The organism is Gloeotrichia echinulata CP02, from assembly GCA_038087035.1.
Lineage (GTDB): Bacteria > Cyanobacteriota > Cyanobacteriia > Cyanobacteriales > Nostocaceae > Gloeotrichia > Gloeotrichia echinulata.
Map to the genome: position 1 here is coordinate 5,909,465 of CP051187.1, position 20,672 is coordinate 5,930,136.

Genomic DNA, 20,672 nt, shown 5'->3' on the forward strand with positions numbered 1-20,672 from the left:
GCTTGATGATACATATCTGCCTGTGGGTAACAATGCAGCGGCAGAATCACCCAAACAAGCGTTCAAGGGAAGAATCAAGTTTAGCAGCTGTAAGTTATCACCCGCATTATCGCAGGCTGGAAACACTTTTGGCAATTCGTCTTAGGCGTTGTAATACCAGATATAGCGCTTTTCACTTGAGGACTAGGGACTAGAGTTGTGTATTCCATCCAGAAAATTATTCATCTTCCTCCCCTCACCTGTTGAGTGGATCAGCAAGATTGGTATCCTATGGGCAATTCCATGACCAGTTCCGAGGAAGCTTCTCGTTTAATTTTACCCGCACGCACTGCATCATATAAGGCTGTCAGAGCGATCAAATCATCTGGCTGATAGCATTTAATCCCCAGCATTTGATGCAATAGACCCTCAGATTCAACACTCAGACATCCAGTTTGGAAAGCAGATTCAACGATAGCGCGAATCATGATGATTAGGGCATAATGAACAATTTATTACCTTCATTATCAAGCATTTACTGAGATTTTTGTTGATGTCTAACATTGTTATGAGTGATTGTCATCGCTAAATAGTTGTGATTTAAATCACACGGTTTCTTTCAGGGTGATATGTCTGAAAGATTTATAATTCAAGACCCATAGAGATTATAGTTCCAAAAAAATCCAGTTGCCAGATCAAAAAATCACACAAAGAAACGAAAACAAAATATACAAAAATTCATCAAGTCAAGGCGACGATATTTGATCAGGCACAAATACACTATCAAGAAATATGATACCCGTATTTAAGGAAAAAACTGGCGGAAATTCTCATCCTGGTCACTCAACTGCACCCAGTCTAAGTTTAAAGACCGGAATTTTTGCACCAAGCGATCGCAAGCAGGGCGTTCAGTCGCGTAATGACCAGCATCAATTAAAATCAGATTGCAGTCGCGGCTTTCTTGGAACTGATGGAACTTACAATCAGAAGTTAGATAAGCTTGCGCGCCTGTTTTGACAACCGCCGAAATAAAACTTGCTCCCGAACCACCTAAAACAGCCACTCGTGAAATCGCCTGTTGTAAATCAGTAGTTGGTGAAACTAGCAGATTAGGGCTTTTGAGTCGAGTGTGGATTACCGTCAACAAATCCCGTAACATCAACACAGGTTCTAACAGCCCAACTCGCCCATATCCTAACCCTGCTTGCGTCGGGACTATAGGAGTAACTTCCTGGAGTTCGAGAATTTGAGCCAAAACATCAGCAGTCCCATCCTGAACCTGGTCAAAATTGGTATGGGCGCTGTAAATCCCGATATTTTTGGTAAAAGACAATCGTACCATTTGGGCGATCGCCGAACCTGTGCGAAAAGACTTAGGGGGAGTGAAAATCAGGGGATGATGGGCAAAAATCAGATTAGCATTACAGGCGATCGCTTCCTCCATCACAGCTATTGTCGGCGTTAAACACACCAAAACCCTTGCTGATTCCTGCAGAACTCCCGGTTCTACCTGCCAACCACAATTATCCCAGCTTTCACACCAAGCCGGATTAGCCCATGCTTCAAACCACGTAATTAAATCAGCTATTTTCATAGATTTCGGGATTGGGGATTGGCGATTGGGGATTGCACTTCTCTGCGAGACGCTACGCGAACGGCTCCGCTCTGTTACCAGGGATTGGGAATTGGGAATTGGGAATTGGCGATTGGGGATTGGGGAGTAGTGACGAATGACAAATGACAAATGACAAATGACAAATTCATCCAGAAATGTGGACAACCAACTCTCTGGTATGATTAAGCTGACGGTGTTCCCATATATAGATACCTTGCCAAGTTCCCAGCACCAAGTGACCGCCATTAATGGGGATGTGTTCCGAAGTGTGGGTGAGGGCTGTACGGATATGTGCCGGCATATCATCCGCTCCTTCCGCATCATGGATATATTTACCTGATTCTGGCACAAGTTTCGCCATAAAATCAGCTAAATCCACAAGCACATCAGGATCGGCGTTTTCTTGAATGACCAAACTGGCTGAAGTGTGGCGTAAAAATAAAGTACACAGTCCAGTTTCCACCCCCGACTCAGCAACAATCGCGGCAATTTTTGAGGTGATATTATAAAACGATTTACCAGTCGTGGAAACTCTCAGTAGCTTTTGGTAATGAGTCATCAGAATTCTTGGGTAGAAACCCCGTCCTTATAGGACGGCTTTGCTTTGATTAGTGACAATTAGTCCAGTTGAACGCTGAATCAATCGCACTTTGTTTTTGCTGAATTGACCTAACCGCTTCCAGTCAGCATCAGAGACAGAAACTTGTTTTTCAGTATCGCCACTTACCCAGCCGCGATAGGTTTTATTACCTTGGGTAGCCTCAACGTAGTCGCCCTTTCGGAAACCGTGACGGGTAACAGTACCGCCGTATTTCCTTCTAATCCCACCTTTTGAGGGAACCATTAGATGAAGTTGGCGGCGCGATATTGGCGGACGACGAATAACTGTAAATGGTGCGGGAGTTACGGTAACATCCCCTTTCCAGCCTCTTGAATGGCGGTCAATGATGCCGTATTTGATGAATACACTGCAAGCGAGCGCTATACCATCTACTGCGTGAGTTGCTGGAATTGCATCGCCTTTTGAGTGTTTCTGTTTTTCTAGTCCCAGTTCCCGCCTAATGTTTGAGGTTTCCCACCCGTTAAGTTCAAAGCAGAAGTCCCAATCGCTGCGGAGATTTTCTAACTGCCATTTTTGACCCACCATTACAGGACTAAATTCCTTATCTCCACGCGCTTTTATTACTTCGTAGACGATGGTAGTGATGGGGTAAATCAGCGATAACTCGTCCAGCACTCTTAGTTCTAATTCTCGATTAGCCAGAATGCTAGGAGGAATACCACGTTGGCGACGATTATCAAATCTTGCTTGACGATGAGCGCGAAGTTTAAACGCTATTTTGCGGTTAATTCTGCGACCCCGGCGACCCCTTCGCATCATGGCGCGTTGCTCCATACGGTCTCGCACGGTTTTAAATGGTAATTGGAGATGCGCTAGCCAGAGGGTAAACTTCGCAGATTGTACCGCCATACCCGTGTATAGCTTTCCTGGGTCAATTCCTACGGCGATAGGCTGGGTATTCTTAGTTTTTAGATAGTGGCGGTTGGTTAGTTGGATTTGGAAAATACCCAGGTCGTTGTGAATGACCTTTGCTTTCCCCTCTTTCAACCAACGTCTTGCTCTGCTAGCCTTTGTAGGCATTAATGGTTTCCCGCTATACGCTAATACTGGTACTCGCAACATGGAGATAATCCTCGGAGTAAAGTAGTAAGTCCCCTCGCCCAACTAATCCAGAATGTCTTGGCATTACCCAACGACTTAACAAAAAGTCTTGCAACTTGTCCGAACTGGGGAAGTATTCGGAGGTGCGTATCAGGATTAGTCTCAATGGGCTAGTCAAACACGTAAGATTTGTTTCTTACAAGCTCCGTACCTTCAGGTCGGAGTTATTGACCTTTATCCTTTAGACATTTAACTGGAAGTCTCTTAGCAAAGATAATTAATCACAGCCTGGGCGATAACTTCATTACCATCCTTAGCAATGGGTTGGGGTTGCTTTCGTGGTTGGAGAGGTTGAGAGAGAAAATCCCAGGAACCTTGAAAAAATTCATCTGGCGTGAGAATTTGATGTTGGTTATAATTCTGCACACCTTCTAACATAAAAGCCGCTTCCGCAAAATCTTCGCGAGTAATTGTCACGATAGGTACATCAAGTTTTGTCGCTTCCGCGAAAGTACCGTAACCCGGTTTAGAAACTACTCGCGCACAAAGAGGCATAAAATCGACAGGGCGATATTTTTTGTCACTAATCTTCACCAAATTGGGTAAATCAGGAGCAGATTGATCAAAGACAATAAATTGATAATCGGCAAATTTTTGCAGGTTGTCATAGGGAATCTGCTGCAAACCCAAACCACCAAAGGTAAGCAAAATAGTCTTTTCTTTGGGTGCAGTTATACCCCAACTAGCGCGTAAATCATCAACAGCAACACGGGGAGTACCACCAGTTAATCCCACATCTATAATATTCTTGAAAGCCGGCATCGGTTCATGGAAAGGCAGACGGAATAGGCGATCGCTTTTGGAATAACAATTACTAATCCAATCAGCAATTTCCCGAAATTCCTCACCCCAATCACGGTAGATTAAATCCCAACCAAAATTACTTACCATCCAACAGGGGATATTCGCCGCCTTAGCCATGAGAGGGGCGAGGAAGGGAATATCTGCCAAAATCAGATTAACCCGATTTTGCCGAATAAAATTGACTTCCGAAGCAATCAACGAATTTTGATTTTTCTTAATATCTCTTAACTTTTCTAAGGTCGCCTCTTTATCCATAGTCAAGCTATCTGCTTGCACCACACCCAAATCAAAAGCACGGGGACGATGGATAAAATCCCCTTCTATATAACACTCTAGCAACCACCGTGGGGCAGTAGTCACCATAATTAGTAGGGGATCTAGGCCTAGATCCCCTACATCTTTATACAACCTTTGAATTGTCGCCACCAACGATGCTGTGCGAGTAGCATGACCAAAACCATGATTAGTGATAGCTATATATATAATTGGGCGTTCCATTTAGAAGTTGGGAGTAATGAGTAATGAGTAATGAGTAATGAGTAATGAGTAATGAGTAAGGAGTAATGAGTAATGAGTAAGGAGTAATGAGTAATGAGTAATGAGTAAGGAGTTGGGAGTTGGGAGTTAGGAGTTACATGTGTGTGTCTTAGGGACGCAAGGGCTTGCGCCCCAAAAGCGTGGTCTATTCAGAGGAAGATGCTGTAATAAATCTTTGCACGCCGTCAACCAATTGGTCAATCTCCGACTCTAAAGTCAAATAATGAACCGTGGCGCGGATACAGTTAGGATGGGCGATTGTGCGGGTTAATATCCGTTGTGACTCCAAAAATTGCACCAACTTGAGACTTTGTAGCTGGTTGGTGAATTGGAAAGAGATTAAACCGCTTTCGGGTGGGGAAGTTCGTAAACATTGGACTTGGGGTAACGCCGTCAACCCTCGCCAAAGGTACTCACTGTTATGGAGAATTTGCTCATAACGCTCCTGTGGCGTTCCCCATTGCTGATGAACGGCGATCGCCTGCCTTAAACCCACGTACAATTCATAAGCTGAGGTGGCTACTTCATATCTTCGCCCATCAGGATGCCAATTCACAGGGTTCGCAGCCACAACGCCACGAAAACCGATAAATGTAGGCTGCAAAATTTCTCTGACTTCTGGGCGCACATACAAACCACCCACACCCGCAGGTCCACATAACCACTTGTGACCCGTAAAAGCGTAGAAATCTACACCTAATTCAGTTAAATTTAAAGGTAATAAACCAACAGACTGGGCAGCGTCTATCAGCAGTAGGGAATGATTATTTCTGCATAATTTAACAATTTTGTCAAGAGGTAAAACTTGACCCGTATTCCACAGCACATGACTTAAAACCACAAGGCGAGTATTGGGGCGCAGGTGTTGAGCAATAACTGTTACAGGGTCCCCCTCATTTAAAGTCGCCATCAGGGGACAGGTAGTAACTTCCACCCCGAATCTCCGGGCGATTTCTTGTGTAGTAGCAATCACACTTGGGTGTTCGCAATCAGAAAGTAGCAGATGGTCGCGTTGGCGCCAATCTATACCCCAAATCCCGATATTGCAACCAACAGAGACATTTTCCGTCAGAGTAATTGTATCCGATGGTGCATGTAACTCAGAGGCGATCGCATCTTTGACAGCTTTCTTCTCTTGATTAATCCAGTTAGCCACCTCAGCACTAAACGGACCAATCTCCTGGATATGAATTTGAGCTTGGTGAATCGCATCCAGCGCCCCTTGCGGTATCGGTCCTTGTCCACCGTAATTAAAATAAATCTTATTCCCTAAAGCTGGAAATTGCTCTCGATGCTGATGCAAGCGATTTTTGGCAACGGAAATACTCACTCTCATTCTCCCACTGACAATTAAAAAAAAATATCCCATAAGTAGGGTGCGTCTGAAAACCAGACAACTCATGAAATTCCAGATTTTCGCACTGACGCACCCCACAAGGCTCAAGTTTTAGGCTCAAAGGCTCAAGTTTTAGCCTTGATCCTTGATAAGTGATGTGGTTTACTTCCACAACGCGCCAATTATTGTTAGCCTAAAGGAATGCTAATCAATGCTGAACTCCTACTGCAATATCAACGCTGCAAACGCCGACCTTATTTAGATACTCACGGTGACAAAAGCCAGCGAGATGAAGCCAATGAATTGCTGCTCAAACTACAGCAAGATAAAATCGCTTATCAGTTGGGTGTGTTATCCAAACTGACCTATCACCAACCAAACTATCCACGCTTCAACTGGCAAGCAGGGCACGTAGCCACATTAGAATTGATGCAGCAAGGAGTTGATTACATTCGTCACGGAGTGCTGTTACTAAATTACAACGAGTGGACAGACTTTGCAGGCGAACATCAACAATATACCCTCCTCAGTTGTCCCGATTTACTCGCCAAACAGCCAGGAAAATCCCGCTTTGGTGATTGGATATACGTTAGCGCAAGTTTAGAACTAGGTAAACGCCCCAAGCAAGAATATCAAGTAGTAGCAGCATTTCACACCCAAATATTGGCGACAGTCCAGCAAGTTGCACCCCAGACAGCATGGTTACTATTGCGTACCAAAGATACAGCATATCCAGTGGATCTATCCAAATGGACGCCACAGATGCAAGAGATTTTGGCAGAATTGATTCAAGCTTTAGAGTTGTTGGAGGCGCCAGAGGTATTTATCGCCCGTCAGAAATGCCATCTTTGCCATTGGTACAATCAATGTTATGCGATCGCCCAATCTCAGAAACATCTATCATTATTACCAGGCGTCACACCCATTCGCTATAGCCAACTCCAAGCACTTTCCATCACCACAGTAGAATCCCTCGCCAATACCAGTCCCAGGGTTCTAGAAAGTCTACTTGGTTTCGATGCTCAAGTTGCATCCAAGCTCATAGTACAAGCTCAATCTGTCCTGGAAAATCGGCCGTTGATCTTACCCAACCCACCACCAATCGAAGACATCATATTTACAGCCCCCATAGAAATTTACTTTGATATTGAAGCCCAACCAGACTTAAATTTAAATTATCTTTTAGGCGTTTTAGTCGTTGACAGACAAACCAACACCGAACAGTTTTATTCTTTTTTAGCAGAAAATCCAGCAGCAGAAAAATTAATTTGGCAGCAATTTCTCAATTTAGTTGAGCAATATCCCCAAGCGCCAATATATCATTTTTGTGTCTACGAATTGGATACAGTCAAAAGGCTAGCAAAGCTTTATGACACACCATATTCCTCCGTGCGACCTGTATTAAATCGGTTTGTCGATGTATATGAACAATTAATTCAAAGCGTCGCCTTACCAGTAGAAAGCTACGCCCTCAAAGCCATTGCTCGTTGGTTAGGATTCGAGTGGCGTAATCCAGAAGCCAGCGGAGCCAAGTGTATATACTGGTATGACCAGTGGTTAGAAACAGGCGATCGCACCTTATTAGAAATAATTCAACAATACAACGAAGACGACTGCCGCGCCACCCGCAATGTTAAAGACTGGTTAGTCAACTTTTTCCAGCCAGAATATTATCGACAACTACCTTGAAAATCATTTGTCATTTGTCATTTGTCATTTGTCATTTGTCATTTGTCATTTGTCATTGGTTATTGGTTATTGGTAACGGTTTCATCTGTAGGGTGTGTTACGGCGCTTATTTGCGCCTGTTTTTCAGGATGAATTACCAGATGCGCTGTAACGCACCAGCAACAGCAGTGATTGATCAAGTCAATATGAAATCCTGTAGGGCGTTGAGTTAGAAATTGAGCGTGATATCGTGTTTAGTAATTTCACACTCATCGCTATCTATGCAGCGCCTGAAAAAACTGTTATCCTGGCCAAGAATTATTTACTTTATTCTCCCAATTCTGATTATTAGCCTCTGCTTGGGCAACTTAGCATCAGCAGCTGTAACAGTCACTAACATAGAGTTGATCGGACAAGCCATATTACCCACAGGATTAACCTTCCAAAAAACTCAAGTAGGAGGGTTATCTGGAATTACCTACGACCAAAAAAAAGACCTTTATTACGCCATCTCCGACGACCGTAGCGAAAAAGCACCCGCCCGTTTTTACACCCTGAAAATTGACCTCAGCAAAGGTACATTGCAAAAAAACGGCGTTGTTCCCGTTGGTGTCACCACCTTATTAAATGAAAATGGAGAAAAGTTTCCTCCAGGTACCAGTGATACAGAAGGAATTGCTTTAACTAGCAAAGAAACAATCTTCATTTCTTCTGAAGGTGATGTCAGCAAACTCATTAATCCATTTATTCAAGAATTCTCACTATCTTCTGGTAAAGTAATCACAAAATTACCCATACCAGACAAATTTTTACCTGATAAAAATGGTAAACAAGGTATCCGCCAAAACTTAGCATTTGAAAGCCTGACCATCACACCAGACGAAAAGAATCTGTTCACAGCCAGCGAAAATGCGCTAATTCAAGATGGTCCAGCAGCCCAACCCAAAATCAGCAGTCCTTGTCGAATTATACAATACAACCTACTCACCAACCAACCAGAAAAGGAATATCTTTACCAGACAGAACCAGTCTCACCTCTATTCAATATTACTGGCAAATTCGCCAGCGGATTACCTGATTTAATTGCACTCGATAATCAAGGAAACTTTCTGAGTTTAGAAAGGACTTTTAGTGGCTTAGGATTTGGTATTTCCCTCTTTGAAGTTTCCTTAGAAAATGCTGATGACATTCATGATATCAACAGCATTTTGAGTGTTGACAGCAAAAAAATCAAACCAGTCCAGAAAAAACTACTGTTAGATTTGAGAAATCTAGACTTACTGCTAGACAACATCGAAGGCTTAACCCTCGGTCCCCAATTACCAGATGGACAACGCACATTAATTCTCGTCAGCGATAACAATTTCAATAAATTGCAACGCACCCAGATACTAGCCTTTAAACTCAAAATCGAAACACCAATCATGAGGTTCTGGCGCAGTATAATCCGCATATTCAACCGCTGAAATCTCCAATAAGTAGGGTGCGTCAGAAAACCAGAAAATTGATATGTTTTCAATATTTTATATCTGACGCACCACACCCCCTGACAATTAAAAAAATCTCCAATAAGTAGGGTGCGTCAGAAAACCAGAAAACAGATGTGTTTTCAATATTTTATATCTGACGCACCACACCCGCTTGTGGTCAGGGTCAATCCAAAATCGATTACCGTTCTCCTCAGCACAAACATCCGTGGTAAGGGCGCAAGGCGTTGCGCCAGGGTCTATCACCAGAAAATCCCTGTGATGGTTGATTTTAGTCCCTTATTCAATCGTAACTGGCTAGATTTACTTATGGTGTATTTACTGATTTTATTAGACAAATACATTATGAATATTTGTAGTTTCCGTAAAATTTCTCTTACATACCAATTAATAAGTGTGTTACACCATATTTAAGAGTTATTGCAGATAAGTTTTTAATTATTTTATCAATCATTAACTTAATTTTATCACGATTTAAACTTGAGATAATCAAATCTCTATTTTCCTGGTAATTGGTTTTAGATAAAATCAAATTCTCTGGATTTATCATTCAACGATAAATAAATCTATGCTGCAAAATCATATTGAAGAAAATATGGTAACTTCCAAAACTGAATTAGACATTTATATTGGCAAATTTTTAAGTAATCGCTATTTAATCAGAGATTTGATAGGTAAAGGGGGTATGGGTAGGGTTTACCTAGCAGAAGACGTAGCTAAAGGAGGTATGCCGGTCGCTATCAAAATTCTCTCACTTAGTTTGGGAGATCAGCAAATGTCTCAACGCTTTGCTAGAGAAATTTTTATTGGCGCTCAATTAGGACGGAAAAGTAAAAATATTGTCCGCATGTTGAGCTACGGTGTCACCGAAGATAAAATTCCATTTTATGTTATGGAGTATCTGCAAGGAAAAAATTTAAAACAAATACTCAAACATCAGGAACTAACAATACCCAAATTTTTAGATATTTGTCAACAAATTTGTTTAGGTTTACAGTGCGCTCACCAAGGAATCAGTCTCAAAGGAGAAATTTATCCCGTGGTTCACAGGGATATTAAACCAGAAAATATATTTATTGTTGAAGATACTAATAAAGGGAATATAGTCAAGATTCTCGATTTTGGGATTGCCAAATTTTTAACAGAGCGTAGCGGGATGACTCTGACTGAATCTTTTATTGGTAGTTTACCTTATTGCTCTCCCGAACACATGGAAGGACGCAAACTACTCGATGTCCGCTCTGATATTTACAGTTTGGGTGTACTGATGTTTGAGATGCTAACAGGAAAACACCCATTCCAGAAAACAAGTAACTCCTTTGGTAGTTGGTATCAGGCTCATCGGTTTCAAGCTCCTCCTACCTTTGAGGATGCAAATTCCCAAGTAAAAATCCCCCAGGAATTACAAAAATTAGTCATGACTTGTTTAGCCAAAGAAGTCAGCGATCGCCCCCAAAATATCCCTGAAATATTAGAAATTTTAGAACAATTTGCCTGGCGGAATGAAAATGATATTTGTATGGGTAGCGATAGCTTTGAAGCTGCTTATCCAGTGCAATTAATCCCTGTAACTTCATTATCAGAAAAAGAATGTTTGCAAAAGACTTGGCCTAAGAACAAACCAATAGCAACAATTGGGTTTCCCTATTTGTTACATACATTACAAGGCACTATACCAACTTTTTGGGCAATGTTACCCAAACAAGAAATTGACAAATTTTTAGATAAAACCCAAGGCACTGAATTTGTTGCCAAAATGAATGTCTATCCAATGCTATTATGGGTAACGGTTTTATATGATGCCGAACTTTCTCTCACACGATGGCTATCTTATTTCTTGAATATGAAAGATAGTAAAGGGCAAAATATAGTCCGTGGTTTAGCAGAAAAAGGCTATTATCATTTGCTATTTTTTTCTCTGGAAGCACCACATAATTGTGTTCATGTAATAACGTTGAATATTAGTGCTAAACAGCGTCAGCAACTTACAGATTGGTTGGCGAATAGTCAAGAAGCTAATGAATTTATTTCTGCCAAACAAGCCCAAATAATTTTGAAGGCAGAATATGAAAGAATTAAAGGTAAAATTTTACGAAAATTAACAGCAAAACCCGAAGGCAAGAAAATTTGGGTTAAAGCTTGGGTATATAAGTTTTTTCATCAAATTTACGAAATTTTATGGCAAAAATAAATCCCTTCCACTTCGTTTATCTTAGTCCGAAATCAAACCGATAACGACTAATGGCTCAAAAAATTGCACCCCTAATTGAGCCTTGACCCTTGTTAAATTGTATTTTTAATTTATCATCATTAGAGGGTGTAAAAGTGAAGCAAACCGCATTTGCATCTAGACAAAATACAGGGTTACTTGCCAATCGTTATCAACTCCAAAACTTAATTGGTAGGGGAGCTATGGGCGAGGTTTTTTTAGCAAATGATATGTTGCTAGGAGGACTACCAGTTGCGATCAAATTCCTCTCTCAGACAGTTTCAGATCCTGAAATGCAACAAGACTTTGTTCGTGAAGCTCTCATGAGTGCCGCTTTAAGTCAACAAAGCATACATATCGTGCGAGCGTATGATTACGGCGTCAGTGAACAAGGTAAACCATTCTACGTCATGGAATATCTATCTGGCGAAAGTTTAAAAGATTTAATGCCAATGTCTTTGGCAATGTTTATAACTATAACACGCCAGATTTGTTTGGGTTTACAATGTGCCCATAAAGGCTTGAAAATGGACGGCGAAATTTATCCATTAGTCCATAGAGATATCAAGCCAGCGAATATATTAGTTATCCCCGAACCCATGTTAGGTTACTTAGTCAAAATTCTCGATTTTGGTATTGCTAAATTTATACATAATTCCACCACAGTCAACACAAATAAGGGATTTCGTGGCACCTTACCTTATTGTTCTCCAGAACAACTAGAAGGGGAAGAATTAGATAATCGATCCGATATTTATAGCCTGGGAGTAATGATGTTTGAAATGCTCACAGGCGAAAAACCTTGGCGACCAGAAACAGATTACTTTGGCGCTTGGTATAAAGCACATCATTTTGAATCACCAAAAATGATTACCGATGTCAAACCAAATCTGCAAATACCACCAGCCCTCAATGATTTAATCATGACTTGTCTTGCCAAAAAACCAAGCGATCGCCCCGCAAATATCGCTCTGGTTATGCAAGTTTTGGATAGTTTAAATCAGCCCATAAATCAGGAATTAAAAAAAGTTCGGACTGCACCCAGAGATACTTCCTCTGCTAAAATTCTCACTGGTTCTGGATTACCTTTATCAGCAGAAAAAAAATCTGGACAACTTGTCTGGCCTCAAAACAAACCTATTCAAGAAATAGTGTTTCCCCAACGACTAGACACCAAACAAGGATTTGTAGCATCACTATGGCTGATGTTATCTCAACCAGAAATCAATAGCCGTAAGCATTCAACCTGTTACAACCAGTTTATCTTTATCACATCCCCCCACCCCATGCTACTGTGGCTAACAGTCCTCTACAATCGACAACTAGACCCTAAATGGCTACCCTGTTACCTAGATATGCAAAATCCCCAAAATCATCAACTAGTTTATGCATTAGCAGAACATGAACGCTACCCCTTAATTTTCTTTACCCTCGAAGCACCCCACAAATGCAATCACATCATCAACAGTTACATTAATTCAGCACAGCGCCAAAAATTGCAAACCTGGGTAGAACAGAGTAAACATCTACCACCATCTTCTCAATCCCACTTGAGCAAAAACCTCTTAAAGCAGCAATACAAGCAAATGCAATCTCGCATACAGCAGCATCTTGTTGACGGTTGACCCGTTGGGAAGAAGTGAGAAGAATCAAACCCTGTTGAATTATAAATTAATAATTATTAATTTGCGCCGACCTAGCTTGAAAATAATACTTTGACCAATATCGATGTAAAATACAGATGCCCTATGCCGATTTTCCTGTGTCATGGTGTACGCAATTCATGACGGCTACTTACTAAAAATTAAACTATTAACAGGATAAACCTATGAAACTGCAAACTACTACCCAACAAATCAAAACAGTTACAGCCTACTATACCCCAGAAGAATATTTAGAACTAGAAGAAAAAGCTGATCATAAAAATGAATATAGAGATGGAGAAATTACACCAATGACTGGTGGAACAACAAATCATAATAAACTGGCATTAAATTTAGCAACTGCCCTGAATTTGGCATTAAATGATTTAGACTATGAAGTTTATATTGGTGATGTAAAATTGTGGATACCACGGTATCGCGAATTTACTTATCCTGATGTTATGGTAATTGAAGGGCAACCTGTTTATTATAGCACAAATACCACAACAGTTACCAATCCTTTGTTAATTGCTGAAGTTTTATCTAAATCTACAAAAGACTATGACCGGGGTGATAAATTTCTCTATTATCGCTCAATTCCCGAATTTAAAGAATATATTTTGATTGATCAAACTAAATATTATGTCATGCAATATGTCAAGAATTCTCAAAATCAATGGCTTTTGACTGAGTATGAAACAGAAGATGCTATCTTAAATATTTCATCAATTAATATTAAATTGTCTTTCAAGCAATTGTATAAAAAAATCAACTTTTTGGAAAATATAGAATAAACAGGGAACTCTTAAAACTAGTAGTCCTTCAAGTCAACAACACTTGGTGAATTGATTTGTTCGTAGTTGCGCTTTAACGCTATTAATTAAAAGAGTAAGCGCTAAAGCGTAACTAATAACAACTTTTTTTCGTAAAAGACGGTTGACTTTTGTCCCCTATTGCCTGTTGGGTGCAGAAAGAAAAATTTTGAAACTTCTGACGCAAAAACACTTGACAAGTAGAAAAAACCGAGTGATAATGGCAAAGTCGAGAAACAAGGGACTGTAGTTCAATTGGTTAGAGCACCGCCCTGTCACGGCGGAAGTTGCGGGTTCGAGCCCCGTCAGTCCCGTAGAAAGTTGTGAGTGGTGGGTAACGAGACTCATCACTCAGCACTTATGATAGTTGTCATGCTTTGTCAAAGAGAGAATTAACCGTGACTGTCAGAGTCCGTATTGCGCCGAGTCCTACAGGGAACCTACATATCGGTACAGCTAGAACGGCTGTATTTAACTGGTTATTTGCTCGCCACCACGGCGGGAAGTTTATCCTGCGAATTGAAGACACAGACCTAGAGCGATCGCGTCCCGAATACACCGACAATATCCTGGAAGGATTGCGCTGGCTAGGATTAAATTGGGATGAGGGACCATTTTTCCAATCCCAACGCCTGGATCTGTACAAACAAGCCTTACAACAACTGCTAGAACGGGGATTAGCCTATCGCTGCTATACCACCGCTGAAGAACTAGACGCCCTCCGAGAGAGCCAAAAAGCTAGAGGTGAAGCCCCTCGTTATGACAACCGTCACCGCAATCTCACCCCAGAACAACGCGCCGCTTTTGAAGCCGAAGGTCGCAGTTATGTGATTCGCTTCAAAATTGAAGATGAGCGGGAAATTGTCTGGAATGACTTAGTAAGGGGAACAATGACTTGGCGAGGTAGCGATTTAGGTGGTGATATGGTCATCGCCCGCGCCTCAGAAGAGGGTACTGGTCAGCCATTGTACAACTTTGTGGTTGTGGTTGATGATATTGACATGCAAATTACCCATGTCATCCGAGGCGAAGACCACATAGCCAACACCGCCAAGCAAATTCTGCTATATGAAGCAATAGGTGCAAAAATCCCCGAATTTGCTCATACACCGCTGATTTTGAACTTGGATGGGCGCAAGCTTTCTAAGCGAGATGGTGTCACTTCCATTTCTGACTTTAAGCAATTGGGCTTTTACAGTGAAGGCTTGGTAAATTATATGACCTTGCTTGGTTGGTCTCCCCCAGACTCAAAAGAGGAAATATTTACCTTAGAAGCCGCCGCCAAAGAGTTTAGCTTTGAGCGGGTAAATAAAGCCGGTGCAAAGTTTGACTGGGCAAAGTTAGATTGGTTAAATAGTCAGTATATCCACGCACTGCCAATAGATAAATTGACAGATTTGCTCATACCCTACTGGGAAGAAGCAGGGTATAAATTTGACGGGGGACGGGAACGTGGTTGGTTAGAGGAGCTAGTTGCTTTAATTAGCCCCAGCTTGACTCGTTTCAAAGATGCTGTAGAGCAAAGCCAACTGTTCTTTACTGACACAGTAGAATTTAGCGAAGAAGCAAGCAAGCAACTGCAGCTTGAAGGTTCTGCAGCAGCCCTCAAAGCAATTATCGCCGCCTTAGAAAATCAACCGCTAGACCCAGCCACCGCCCAGGAGATAATTAAACAGGTGGTGAAAGCGGAAAATGTTAAGAAAGGGTTGGTGATGCGATCGCTCAGAGCCGCCTTAACTGGAGATGTACACGGGCCAGACCTCATTCAATCCTGGTTACTGCTGCATCAAATAGGTTTAGATCAGCCACGTTTGACTCAGGCGATCGCACTTGGTAATTAGCAGTTAGATTGATACTCCCACCAAGATACTGCAGGCGAATCAAGCGCAAGACGCCTCATTCCAGGGTAAAATGAGGGTTTTTGGCGTTGTTGTAGGGGCGTTCGGGGCGCAAAGCCTTGCGCCCCTACCAATAATCGTCGTCAGATAACCGATACAATGGTGTTACCGAAACTTCAATTCTTCAATAATCCGCTCAAGGCATCGTTCGGCAATTGCAGCAATAGTAAAAGATGGGTTGACTGCTCCTGTTGCACCCGGAATCAAAGCACCATCAACGACATATAGACCCTTGTAGCCTTTGACTCTGCCGTAATAATCGCAAACTTTACCAAAAAAACTGGGTCTAAAGCCCCGTCCTTCTAGGACGGCTTTTTGGTAAAATAGTGGCAACAGGCAGGGCATTGTCTGTCGGGCTAGGTGATGTAAGACGGGATTTGACTATGTGATTTGGAACTATGTCAACCAATACAGCACCACCAAGTGGGTGAGCTGTTGCTCCGTCTACCAAATAGCCAGTTTTGGGTTGGTACTGGCTGGTGGTATTACCCTGGTTGAGGGTCTCGGAGGTAGCCAAGGCGACCTCACGTACCTGAACAATTGCTGGATCGTCTTTAGGCCAGGTCAGCTTAACGCTCTGGGTAGATTGGTCATACCGAAAGCTTCCCAGAGGTGGAGCAATTCCTAGCCCTAGATGGTAAAACATAAAAAATTTATGTATATTTCCCAGGTTGCCAATCGTTCGTGCGGCTTGAGATTGCTCCTGAGTTTTTTCCACAACTCAAAGATTTGATTTTAGGACTTAAGCATTGACAGACATAACGAAAAGTGCTAATTGGCGTTTGCACAGATATAACGACTTACTTTTGGGAACTCATTGTGTAAAAATCATGTCTTCTACAATACGTAGATGAACATGTAATCAAAATGCCGAAATCAGCGCTCTACAGAGGGATAAAATTATCGTTGATGATATTGACGCTCTTCGCCGTATCGGCAACGAATGCCAAAGCTGATGTTCAACAAATGCCAAAAATATTTGGAGATGTCACCATCGGACCCAAGTTCTCCCCGGACCCCTTCACAGTTCGCGGTATGAGTGGCGGCTCGGTCCCTGGGAACCAAGTAGCCGGGATAACTCAAACAGCTACTGGGCCATGTACCGGATTTGTTGATCAAACACCAGACCATACTTTGGAATTAACAAGTAAATTTGACTACCTGAAGCTGCAAGTCGATAGTCCTGAAGACACTACCCTGATTGTGACAGGTCCCGGTGGTACTTGGTGTAATGACGAGTTTAATGGCAAAAAAAATCCTGGGATGATTGGGGAATGGCTTCGCGGAACCTACCAGATTTGGGTTGGCTCCTACAAAAAAGGTCAATATCTGCCTTACACTCTACAAATTACACAAGTTAAGTAGGTCATTTGTCATCCCCCCATGTCCCCATACTTCTCTAATTGACGTTCTGACAAAGCCAGTCGAGCGCATAGCGTCTGCACCATACGCGCGCAAGGTTTTTGGTGCGGTTTGTCAATAAATGTCCGAGTAAGTCCGGCAAATACTTGACGCTTGAGATTACTCCTCATTGGTTGGATTGTGCGATAATGTATTAAAATTAAGTTAACTTTCATTAAGATTGTTGATGTCGTCATCGATCTGCTGTATAGCCATGATGGCTATATGGTGATGGATGTCAGACATCAAGTTAAACAAAATGGATTTATCAAGATCCGTTTCCTAGCTATGTAGTGACCGAGAAAGGATGAAGGATGAAGGATGAAGGATGAAAAATTCTATCCTTCTGAGTTCACTTGATCCTGAATCTGAGAGGGTGGTTCCACCATTCGGTTGCTAAAGCTGATGAGTTGTATTGGCATCTAGAGGCAAATTAAAATGAAATTCTCCTGGAGAGTCCTGGTACTCTGGACATTGCCGGCTTTGGTAATTGGCTTTTTCTTTTGGCAAGGGGCGTTTGCTAATGCTCCTGCGGATATGAGTAAAAATGCAGCTAATACCCGCATGACCTATGGTCGCTTTCTGGAATACTTGGACGCCAATCGCGTTACCAGTGTAGATCTTTATGAAGGCGGGCGGACAGCAATTGTTGAAGGTGTAGATCAAGATCTGGAAAATCGTGTGCAACGGTGGCGGGTAGATCTACCTGTAAACGCTCCTGAGTTAATTACCAAGCTCAAAGACAAAGGAATTAGTTTTGATGCCCACCCCATACGCAATGATGGCGCAATCTGGGGACTGTTGGGTAATCTGATTTTTCCGATTTTGTTGATTACTGGGTTGTTCTTCTTGTTCCGTAGGTCTAACAACCTCCCAGGCGGACCTGGACAAGCGATGAACTTTGGTAAATCTAAAGCGCGGTTTCAAATGGAAGCCAAAACTGGTGTCAAATTTGATGATGTCGCCGGGATTGAAGAAGCCAAAGAAGAACTACAAGAAGTTGTTACATTCCTGAAACAGCCAGAAAGATTTACCGCCGTAGGCGCACGCATTCCTAAAGGAGTGCTGCTAGTTGGGCCTCCTGGTACTGGTAAAACTTTATTAGCAAAAGCGATCGCTGGGGAAGCGGGTGTTCCATTCTTCAGCATTTCTGGTTCGGAATTCGTGGAAATGTTCGTGGGTGTGGGTGCTTCGCGCGTGCGCGACTTGTTCAAGAAAGCCAAAGACAACGCCCCCTGTATCATCTTTATAGATGAAATCGACGCTGTAGGTAGACAGCGGGGTGCTGGTATCGGTGGCGGTAACGATGAGAGAGAACAAACTCTCAACCAACTGTTGACCGAAATGGACGGTTTTGAAGGCAACACAGGTATCATTATTATTGCTGCCACCAACCGTCCTGACGTATTAGACGCAGCCTTGTTGCGTCCCGGACGTTTTGACAGACAAGTCACCGTTGATGCACCAGACATCAAAGGACGCTTGGAAATCTTACAAGTCCACGCACGCAACAAGAAACTTGACCCCAATGTATCCTTAGAAGCGATCGCCCGTCGGACTCCTGGATTTACAGGTGCTGACTTAGCTAACTTACTCAACGAAGCCGCAATTCTCACCGCCAGAAGACGCAAAGAGGGAATCACCCTCCTGGAAATTGATGATGCGGTGGATCGCGTAGTCGCCGGGATGGAAGGTACTCCCTTGGTAGACAGCAAGAGCAAGCGTTTGATAGCCTATCATGAAGTTGGACACGCCTTGGTCGGCACTTTGTTAAAAGACCATGACCCAGTGCAAAAAGTTACCTTGATTCCTCGCGGACAAGCCCAAGGTTTAACTTGGTTTACCCCCAACGAAGAACAAGGATTAATTTCCCGTTCCCAACTCAAAGCCAGAATTACTGGTGCTTTGGGTGGTCGCGCCGCCGAAGAAGTGATTTTTGGTGCAGCCGAAGTGACTACTGGTGCCGGTGGTGACTTGCAACAATTGTCGGGAATGGCGAGACAGATGGTAACAAGGTTTGGAATGTCCAATTTGGGTCCGGTGTCACTGGAAAGCCAACAAGGAGAAGTGTTCTTGGGTCGTGACTGGACAACTAGATCTGAGTATTCTGAGTCTATCGCTTCCCGCATTGATGGTCAAGTCCGCGCCATTGTGGAAGAATGCTACGACACAGCCAAGAAGATTATGCGTGAACATCGCACCGTCGCTGACCGCTTAGTTGATTTGCTGATCGAAAAGGAAACCATTGATGGTGCTGAGTTCCGCCAAATTGTGGCTGAATACACCGACGTACCCGAAAAGTCTCAGTACGCACCAAGTCTGTAATTAGTCCAGAATCAAAAATTTTCAAATAGGGGCGCGACAATCAATGTCGCGCCCCTATTTTGATAAGGTGGGTGATTCTGATATTTTTTTGAAATGGGTGTATCACCATTGGTACTAAGTTAATAAAATTTACTGATAGAAAAGTTAGTATAGTATTGAACAACAGATTTTTTTACTACAAAGGCTAATATGAGACAGTCCACTCCAGACGTTCAATACAACCTTGTTCAAAAGATTGCAAAGTGGAAAGCTGGGCTGGCTGACTTGGGGCGAAGAAATCCTCTAATCAAGTTTCGACAAGATAGTCCCCGAACTTTGGAGATTCTGACGGAGGAACCAGATATTGTCTTCCAAAAGCTTAAAGAAGAGAAGAACGCGCTCAATTTTCAAATGCTTGATAGCGAGTATCAAGATACTTTACCGACACAAAAAATTCAAGCATTACCTACAGCCAAAAATCCTCTCGAATTAATTACGCGTCAAACAGGTAACGAGCAACTCAAGCGGTTTAAGAAATTGCGTGCTGAGGCGCGAAAGTCAATCGAAGAACGAGGAGTCAACAGCTTATTCCTAGCACTAGGAACACTGACTTGGTATGACAAGGATAAACCAGAGGATGCTTTACTCTCGCCACTAATTTTAATTCCTGTAGATTTAATTAAAGAGTCTAGACGAGATATATATAAAATATCTGCTTTGGAAGATGATATTGTACTAAATCCAACTTTGGCACTAAAATTAAAGCAAAGTTTTGGAATAGAGCTTCCAGAGATAGAGGCTATACAAGAACTAACTTATGACGAAATTATTACCCAAATTAGAGAACTTTTAGCAGCACAAAAGACATGGGAAATCAAAGAGAATGTATTTCTCTCATTATTCTCTTATGCCAAAGCTGCAATGGTTAGAGACATCATTGAAAATGAAGCTCGAATTTTTTCGCACCCAATTTTGCAAGCAATTAGTGGAGATTTAACTAAATATCAGTCTAGTTATAGAGAACCATTACCCGCATCTGCTTTAGACTCACAAATTAAACCAGAGCGAATATTTCAAATTCTTGATGCTGATTCTAGCCAGCAAGTGGTAATTGAAGCAGCAAAAGCTGGTTCTAGCTTTGTTGTTCAAGGGCCTCCAGGAACAGGAAAAAGTCAAACAATTGTCAATACTACCTTACTTTCAAGAATGGCTAACTTATAAAGAAACTTACCAGAAACTCGAAAATCTGGGAGCTA

18 protein-coding genes and 1 tRNA gene are annotated in these 20,672 nt (G+C 42.2%); 11 read left to right on the forward strand and 8 right to left on the reverse strand.

Annotation, left to right across the window (positions count from 1 at the left end; all coding sequences use genetic code 11):
• Positions 1 to 251 precede the first annotated feature (251 nt).
• The 6 genes from HEQ19_26285 to HEQ19_26310 all read right to left on the reverse strand — a co-directional run bounded on the left by HEQ19_26285 (position 252) and on the right by HEQ19_26310 (position 5,988).
• Complete coding sequence (locus HEQ19_26285; protein WYM02463.1) at positions 252 to 467, reverse strand: hypothetical protein; 216 nt, start codon at positions 465 to 467, stop codon at positions 252 to 254.
• A gap of 317 nt (positions 468 to 784) precedes the next feature.
• Complete coding sequence (locus HEQ19_26290; GenBank protein WYM03636.1) at positions 785 to 1,573, reverse strand: Nif3-like dinuclear metal center hexameric protein; 789 nt, start codon at positions 1,571 to 1,573, stop codon at positions 785 to 787.
• Positions 1,574 to 1,739: 166 nt separating this feature from the next.
• Entirely contained in the window at positions 1,740 to 2,153 is a 414-nt protein-coding gene (locus HEQ19_26295; protein WYM02464.1) for a secondary thiamine-phosphate synthase enzyme YjbQ, read from the reverse strand.
• A 27-nt stretch (positions 2,154 to 2,180) separates the two neighbouring features.
• Entirely contained in the window at positions 2,181 to 3,236 is a 1,056-nt protein-coding gene (locus HEQ19_26300) for an RRXRR domain-containing protein (GenBank protein ID WYM02465.2), read from the reverse strand.
• Positions 3,237 to 3,521: 285 nt separating this feature from the next.
• Positions 3,522 to 4,619 carry a glycosyl transferase gene (locus tag HEQ19_26305; protein WYM02466.1) on the reverse strand — a complete coding sequence of 366 codons (1,098 nt, stop codon included), beginning with the start codon at positions 4,617 to 4,619 and terminating at the stop codon, positions 3,522 to 3,524.
• Between the two features lie 184 nt (positions 4,620 to 4,803).
• Entirely contained in the window at positions 4,804 to 5,988 is a 1,185-nt protein-coding gene (locus HEQ19_26310) for an aminotransferase class V-fold PLP-dependent enzyme (protein WYM03637.2), read from the reverse strand.
• A gap of 207 nt (positions 5,989 to 6,195) precedes the next feature.
• Here HEQ19_26310 and HEQ19_26315 point away from each other — a divergent pair, with 207 nt between their 5' ends.
• The 8 genes from HEQ19_26315 to gltX all read left to right on the forward strand — a co-directional run bounded on the left by HEQ19_26315 (position 6,196) and on the right by gltX (position 15,654).
• Positions 6,196 to 7,683 carry a TM0106 family RecB-like putative nuclease gene (locus HEQ19_26315; GenBank protein WYM02467.1) on the forward strand — a complete coding sequence of 496 codons (1,488 nt, stop codon included), beginning with the start codon at positions 6,196 to 6,198 and terminating at the stop codon, positions 7,681 to 7,683.
• Positions 7,680 to 7,895, forward strand: a complete 216-nt coding sequence (locus HEQ19_26320) for a hypothetical protein (protein ID WYM02468.1) — start codon at positions 7,680 to 7,682, stop codon at positions 7,893 to 7,895. The genes HEQ19_26315 and HEQ19_26320 overlap by 4 nt, the downstream gene beginning before the upstream one ends.
• A 48-nt stretch (positions 7,896 to 7,943) precedes the next feature.
• A complete protein-coding gene (locus HEQ19_26325; GenBank protein ID WYM03638.1) occupies positions 7,944 to 9,128 on the forward strand; it encodes an esterase-like activity of phytase family protein in 1,185 nt (394 codons plus the stop codon).
• A gap of 589 nt (positions 9,129 to 9,717) precedes the next feature.
• Entirely contained in the window at positions 9,718 to 11,340 is a 1,623-nt protein-coding gene (locus HEQ19_26330; GenBank protein WYM03639.2) for a serine/threonine-protein kinase, read from the forward strand.
• A gap of 134 nt (positions 11,341 to 11,474) precedes the next feature.
• Positions 11,475 to 12,983, forward strand: coding sequence for a serine/threonine-protein kinase (locus HEQ19_26335; GenBank protein ID WYM02469.1), 1,509 nt, complete (start codon positions 11,475 to 11,477; stop codon positions 12,981 to 12,983).
• A gap of 203 nt (positions 12,984 to 13,186) precedes the next feature.
• Positions 13,187 to 13,795: a Uma2 family endonuclease gene (locus HEQ19_26340; protein ID WYM02470.1), complete on the forward strand. Its 609-nt coding sequence runs from the start codon at positions 13,187 to 13,189 to the stop codon at positions 13,793 to 13,795.
• A 258-nt stretch (positions 13,796 to 14,053) separates the two neighbouring features.
• A tRNA-Asp gene (locus HEQ19_26345) sits at positions 14,054 to 14,127 on the forward strand.
• A gap of 84 nt (positions 14,128 to 14,211) precedes the next feature.
• The gene (gltX, locus tag HEQ19_26350) at positions 14,212 to 15,654 is read left to right on the forward strand and encodes a glutamate--tRNA ligase (protein ID WYM02471.1); all 1,443 of its coding nucleotides are present in this window, start codon (positions 14,212 to 14,214) and stop codon (positions 15,652 to 15,654) included.
• A 162-nt stretch (positions 15,655 to 15,816) separates the two neighbouring features.
• Here the strand turns inward: gltX and HEQ19_26355 are convergent, their stop codons facing one another.
• Both HEQ19_26355 and HEQ19_26360 read right to left on the reverse strand, forming a co-directional pair.
• Positions 15,817 to 16,044, reverse strand: a complete 228-nt coding sequence (locus HEQ19_26355) for a GMC oxidoreductase (GenBank protein WYM02472.2) — start codon at positions 16,042 to 16,044, stop codon at positions 15,817 to 15,819.
• Positions 15,998 to 16,429 carry a hypothetical protein gene (locus tag HEQ19_26360; protein ID WYL98135.1) on the reverse strand — a complete coding sequence of 144 codons (432 nt, stop codon included), beginning with the start codon at positions 16,427 to 16,429 and terminating at the stop codon, positions 15,998 to 16,000. The genes HEQ19_26355 and HEQ19_26360 overlap by 47 nt, the downstream gene beginning before the upstream one ends.
• 149 nt (positions 16,430 to 16,578) lie before the next feature.
• Between HEQ19_26360 and HEQ19_26365 the strand changes: the two genes are divergently transcribed.
• From HEQ19_26365 to HEQ19_26375, 3 genes are all read left to right on the forward strand, one after another.
• Positions 16,579 to 17,076, forward strand: coding sequence for a hypothetical protein (locus tag HEQ19_26365; GenBank protein WYM02473.1), 498 nt, complete (start codon positions 16,579 to 16,581; stop codon positions 17,074 to 17,076).
• 474 nt (positions 17,077 to 17,550) lie between these two features.
• The gene (gene ftsH2, locus HEQ19_26370; protein WYM02474.1) at positions 17,551 to 19,437 is read left to right on the forward strand and encodes an ATP-dependent zinc metalloprotease FtsH2; all 1,887 of its coding nucleotides are present in this window, start codon (positions 17,551 to 17,553) and stop codon (positions 19,435 to 19,437) included.
• 189 nt (positions 19,438 to 19,626) lie between these two features.
• Positions 19,627 to 20,637, forward strand: a complete 1,011-nt coding sequence (locus tag HEQ19_26375; GenBank protein ID WYM02475.1) for a DUF4011 domain-containing protein — start codon at positions 19,627 to 19,629, stop codon at positions 20,635 to 20,637.
• Positions 20,638 to 20,672: the final 35 nt, after the last annotated feature.

Excerpts from the sequence above, each read along its gene's own strand:
- HEQ19_26340 (WYM02470.1), top strand. The coding sequence starts at position 13,187 with ATGAAACTGCAAACTACTACCCAACAAATCAAAACAGTTACAGCCTAC.
- HEQ19_26285 (WYM02463.1), bottom strand. The coding sequence starts at position 467 with ATGATTCGCGCTATCGTTGAATCTGCTTTCCAAACTGGATGTCTGAGT.
- HEQ19_26295 (WYM02464.1), bottom strand. The coding sequence starts at position 2,153 with ATGACTCATTACCAAAAGCTACTGAGAGTTTCCACGACTGGTAAATCG.
- HEQ19_26325 (WYM03638.1), top strand. The coding sequence starts at position 7,944 with ATGCAGCGCCTGAAAAAACTGTTATCCTGGCCAAGAATTATTTACTTT.
- ftsH2 (WYM02474.1), top strand. The coding sequence starts at position 17,551 with ATGAAATTCTCCTGGAGAGTCCTGGTACTCTGGACATTGCCGGCTTTG.
- HEQ19_26315 (WYM02467.1), top strand. The coding sequence starts at position 6,196 with ATGCTAATCAATGCTGAACTCCTACTGCAATATCAACGCTGCAAACGC.
- HEQ19_26365 (WYM02473.1), top strand. The coding sequence starts at position 16,579 with ATGCCGAAATCAGCGCTCTACAGAGGGATAAAATTATCGTTGATGATA.
- HEQ19_26330 (WYM03639.2), top strand. The coding sequence starts at position 9,718 with ATGCTGCAAAATCATATTGAAGAAAATATGGTAACTTCCAAAACTGAA.
- HEQ19_26305 (WYM02466.1), bottom strand. The coding sequence starts at position 4,619 with ATGGAACGCCCAATTATATATATAGCTATCACTAATCATGGTTTTGGT.
- HEQ19_26375 (WYM02475.1), top strand. The coding sequence starts at position 19,627 with ATGAGACAGTCCACTCCAGACGTTCAATACAACCTTGTTCAAAAGATT.
- HEQ19_26300 (WYM02465.2), bottom strand. The coding sequence starts at position 3,236 with ATGCCTACAAAGGCTAGCAGAGCAAGACGTTGGTTGAAAGAGGGGAAA.
- HEQ19_26290 (WYM03636.1), bottom strand. The coding sequence starts at position 1,573 with ATGAAAATAGCTGATTTAATTACGTGGTTTGAAGCATGGGCTAATCCG.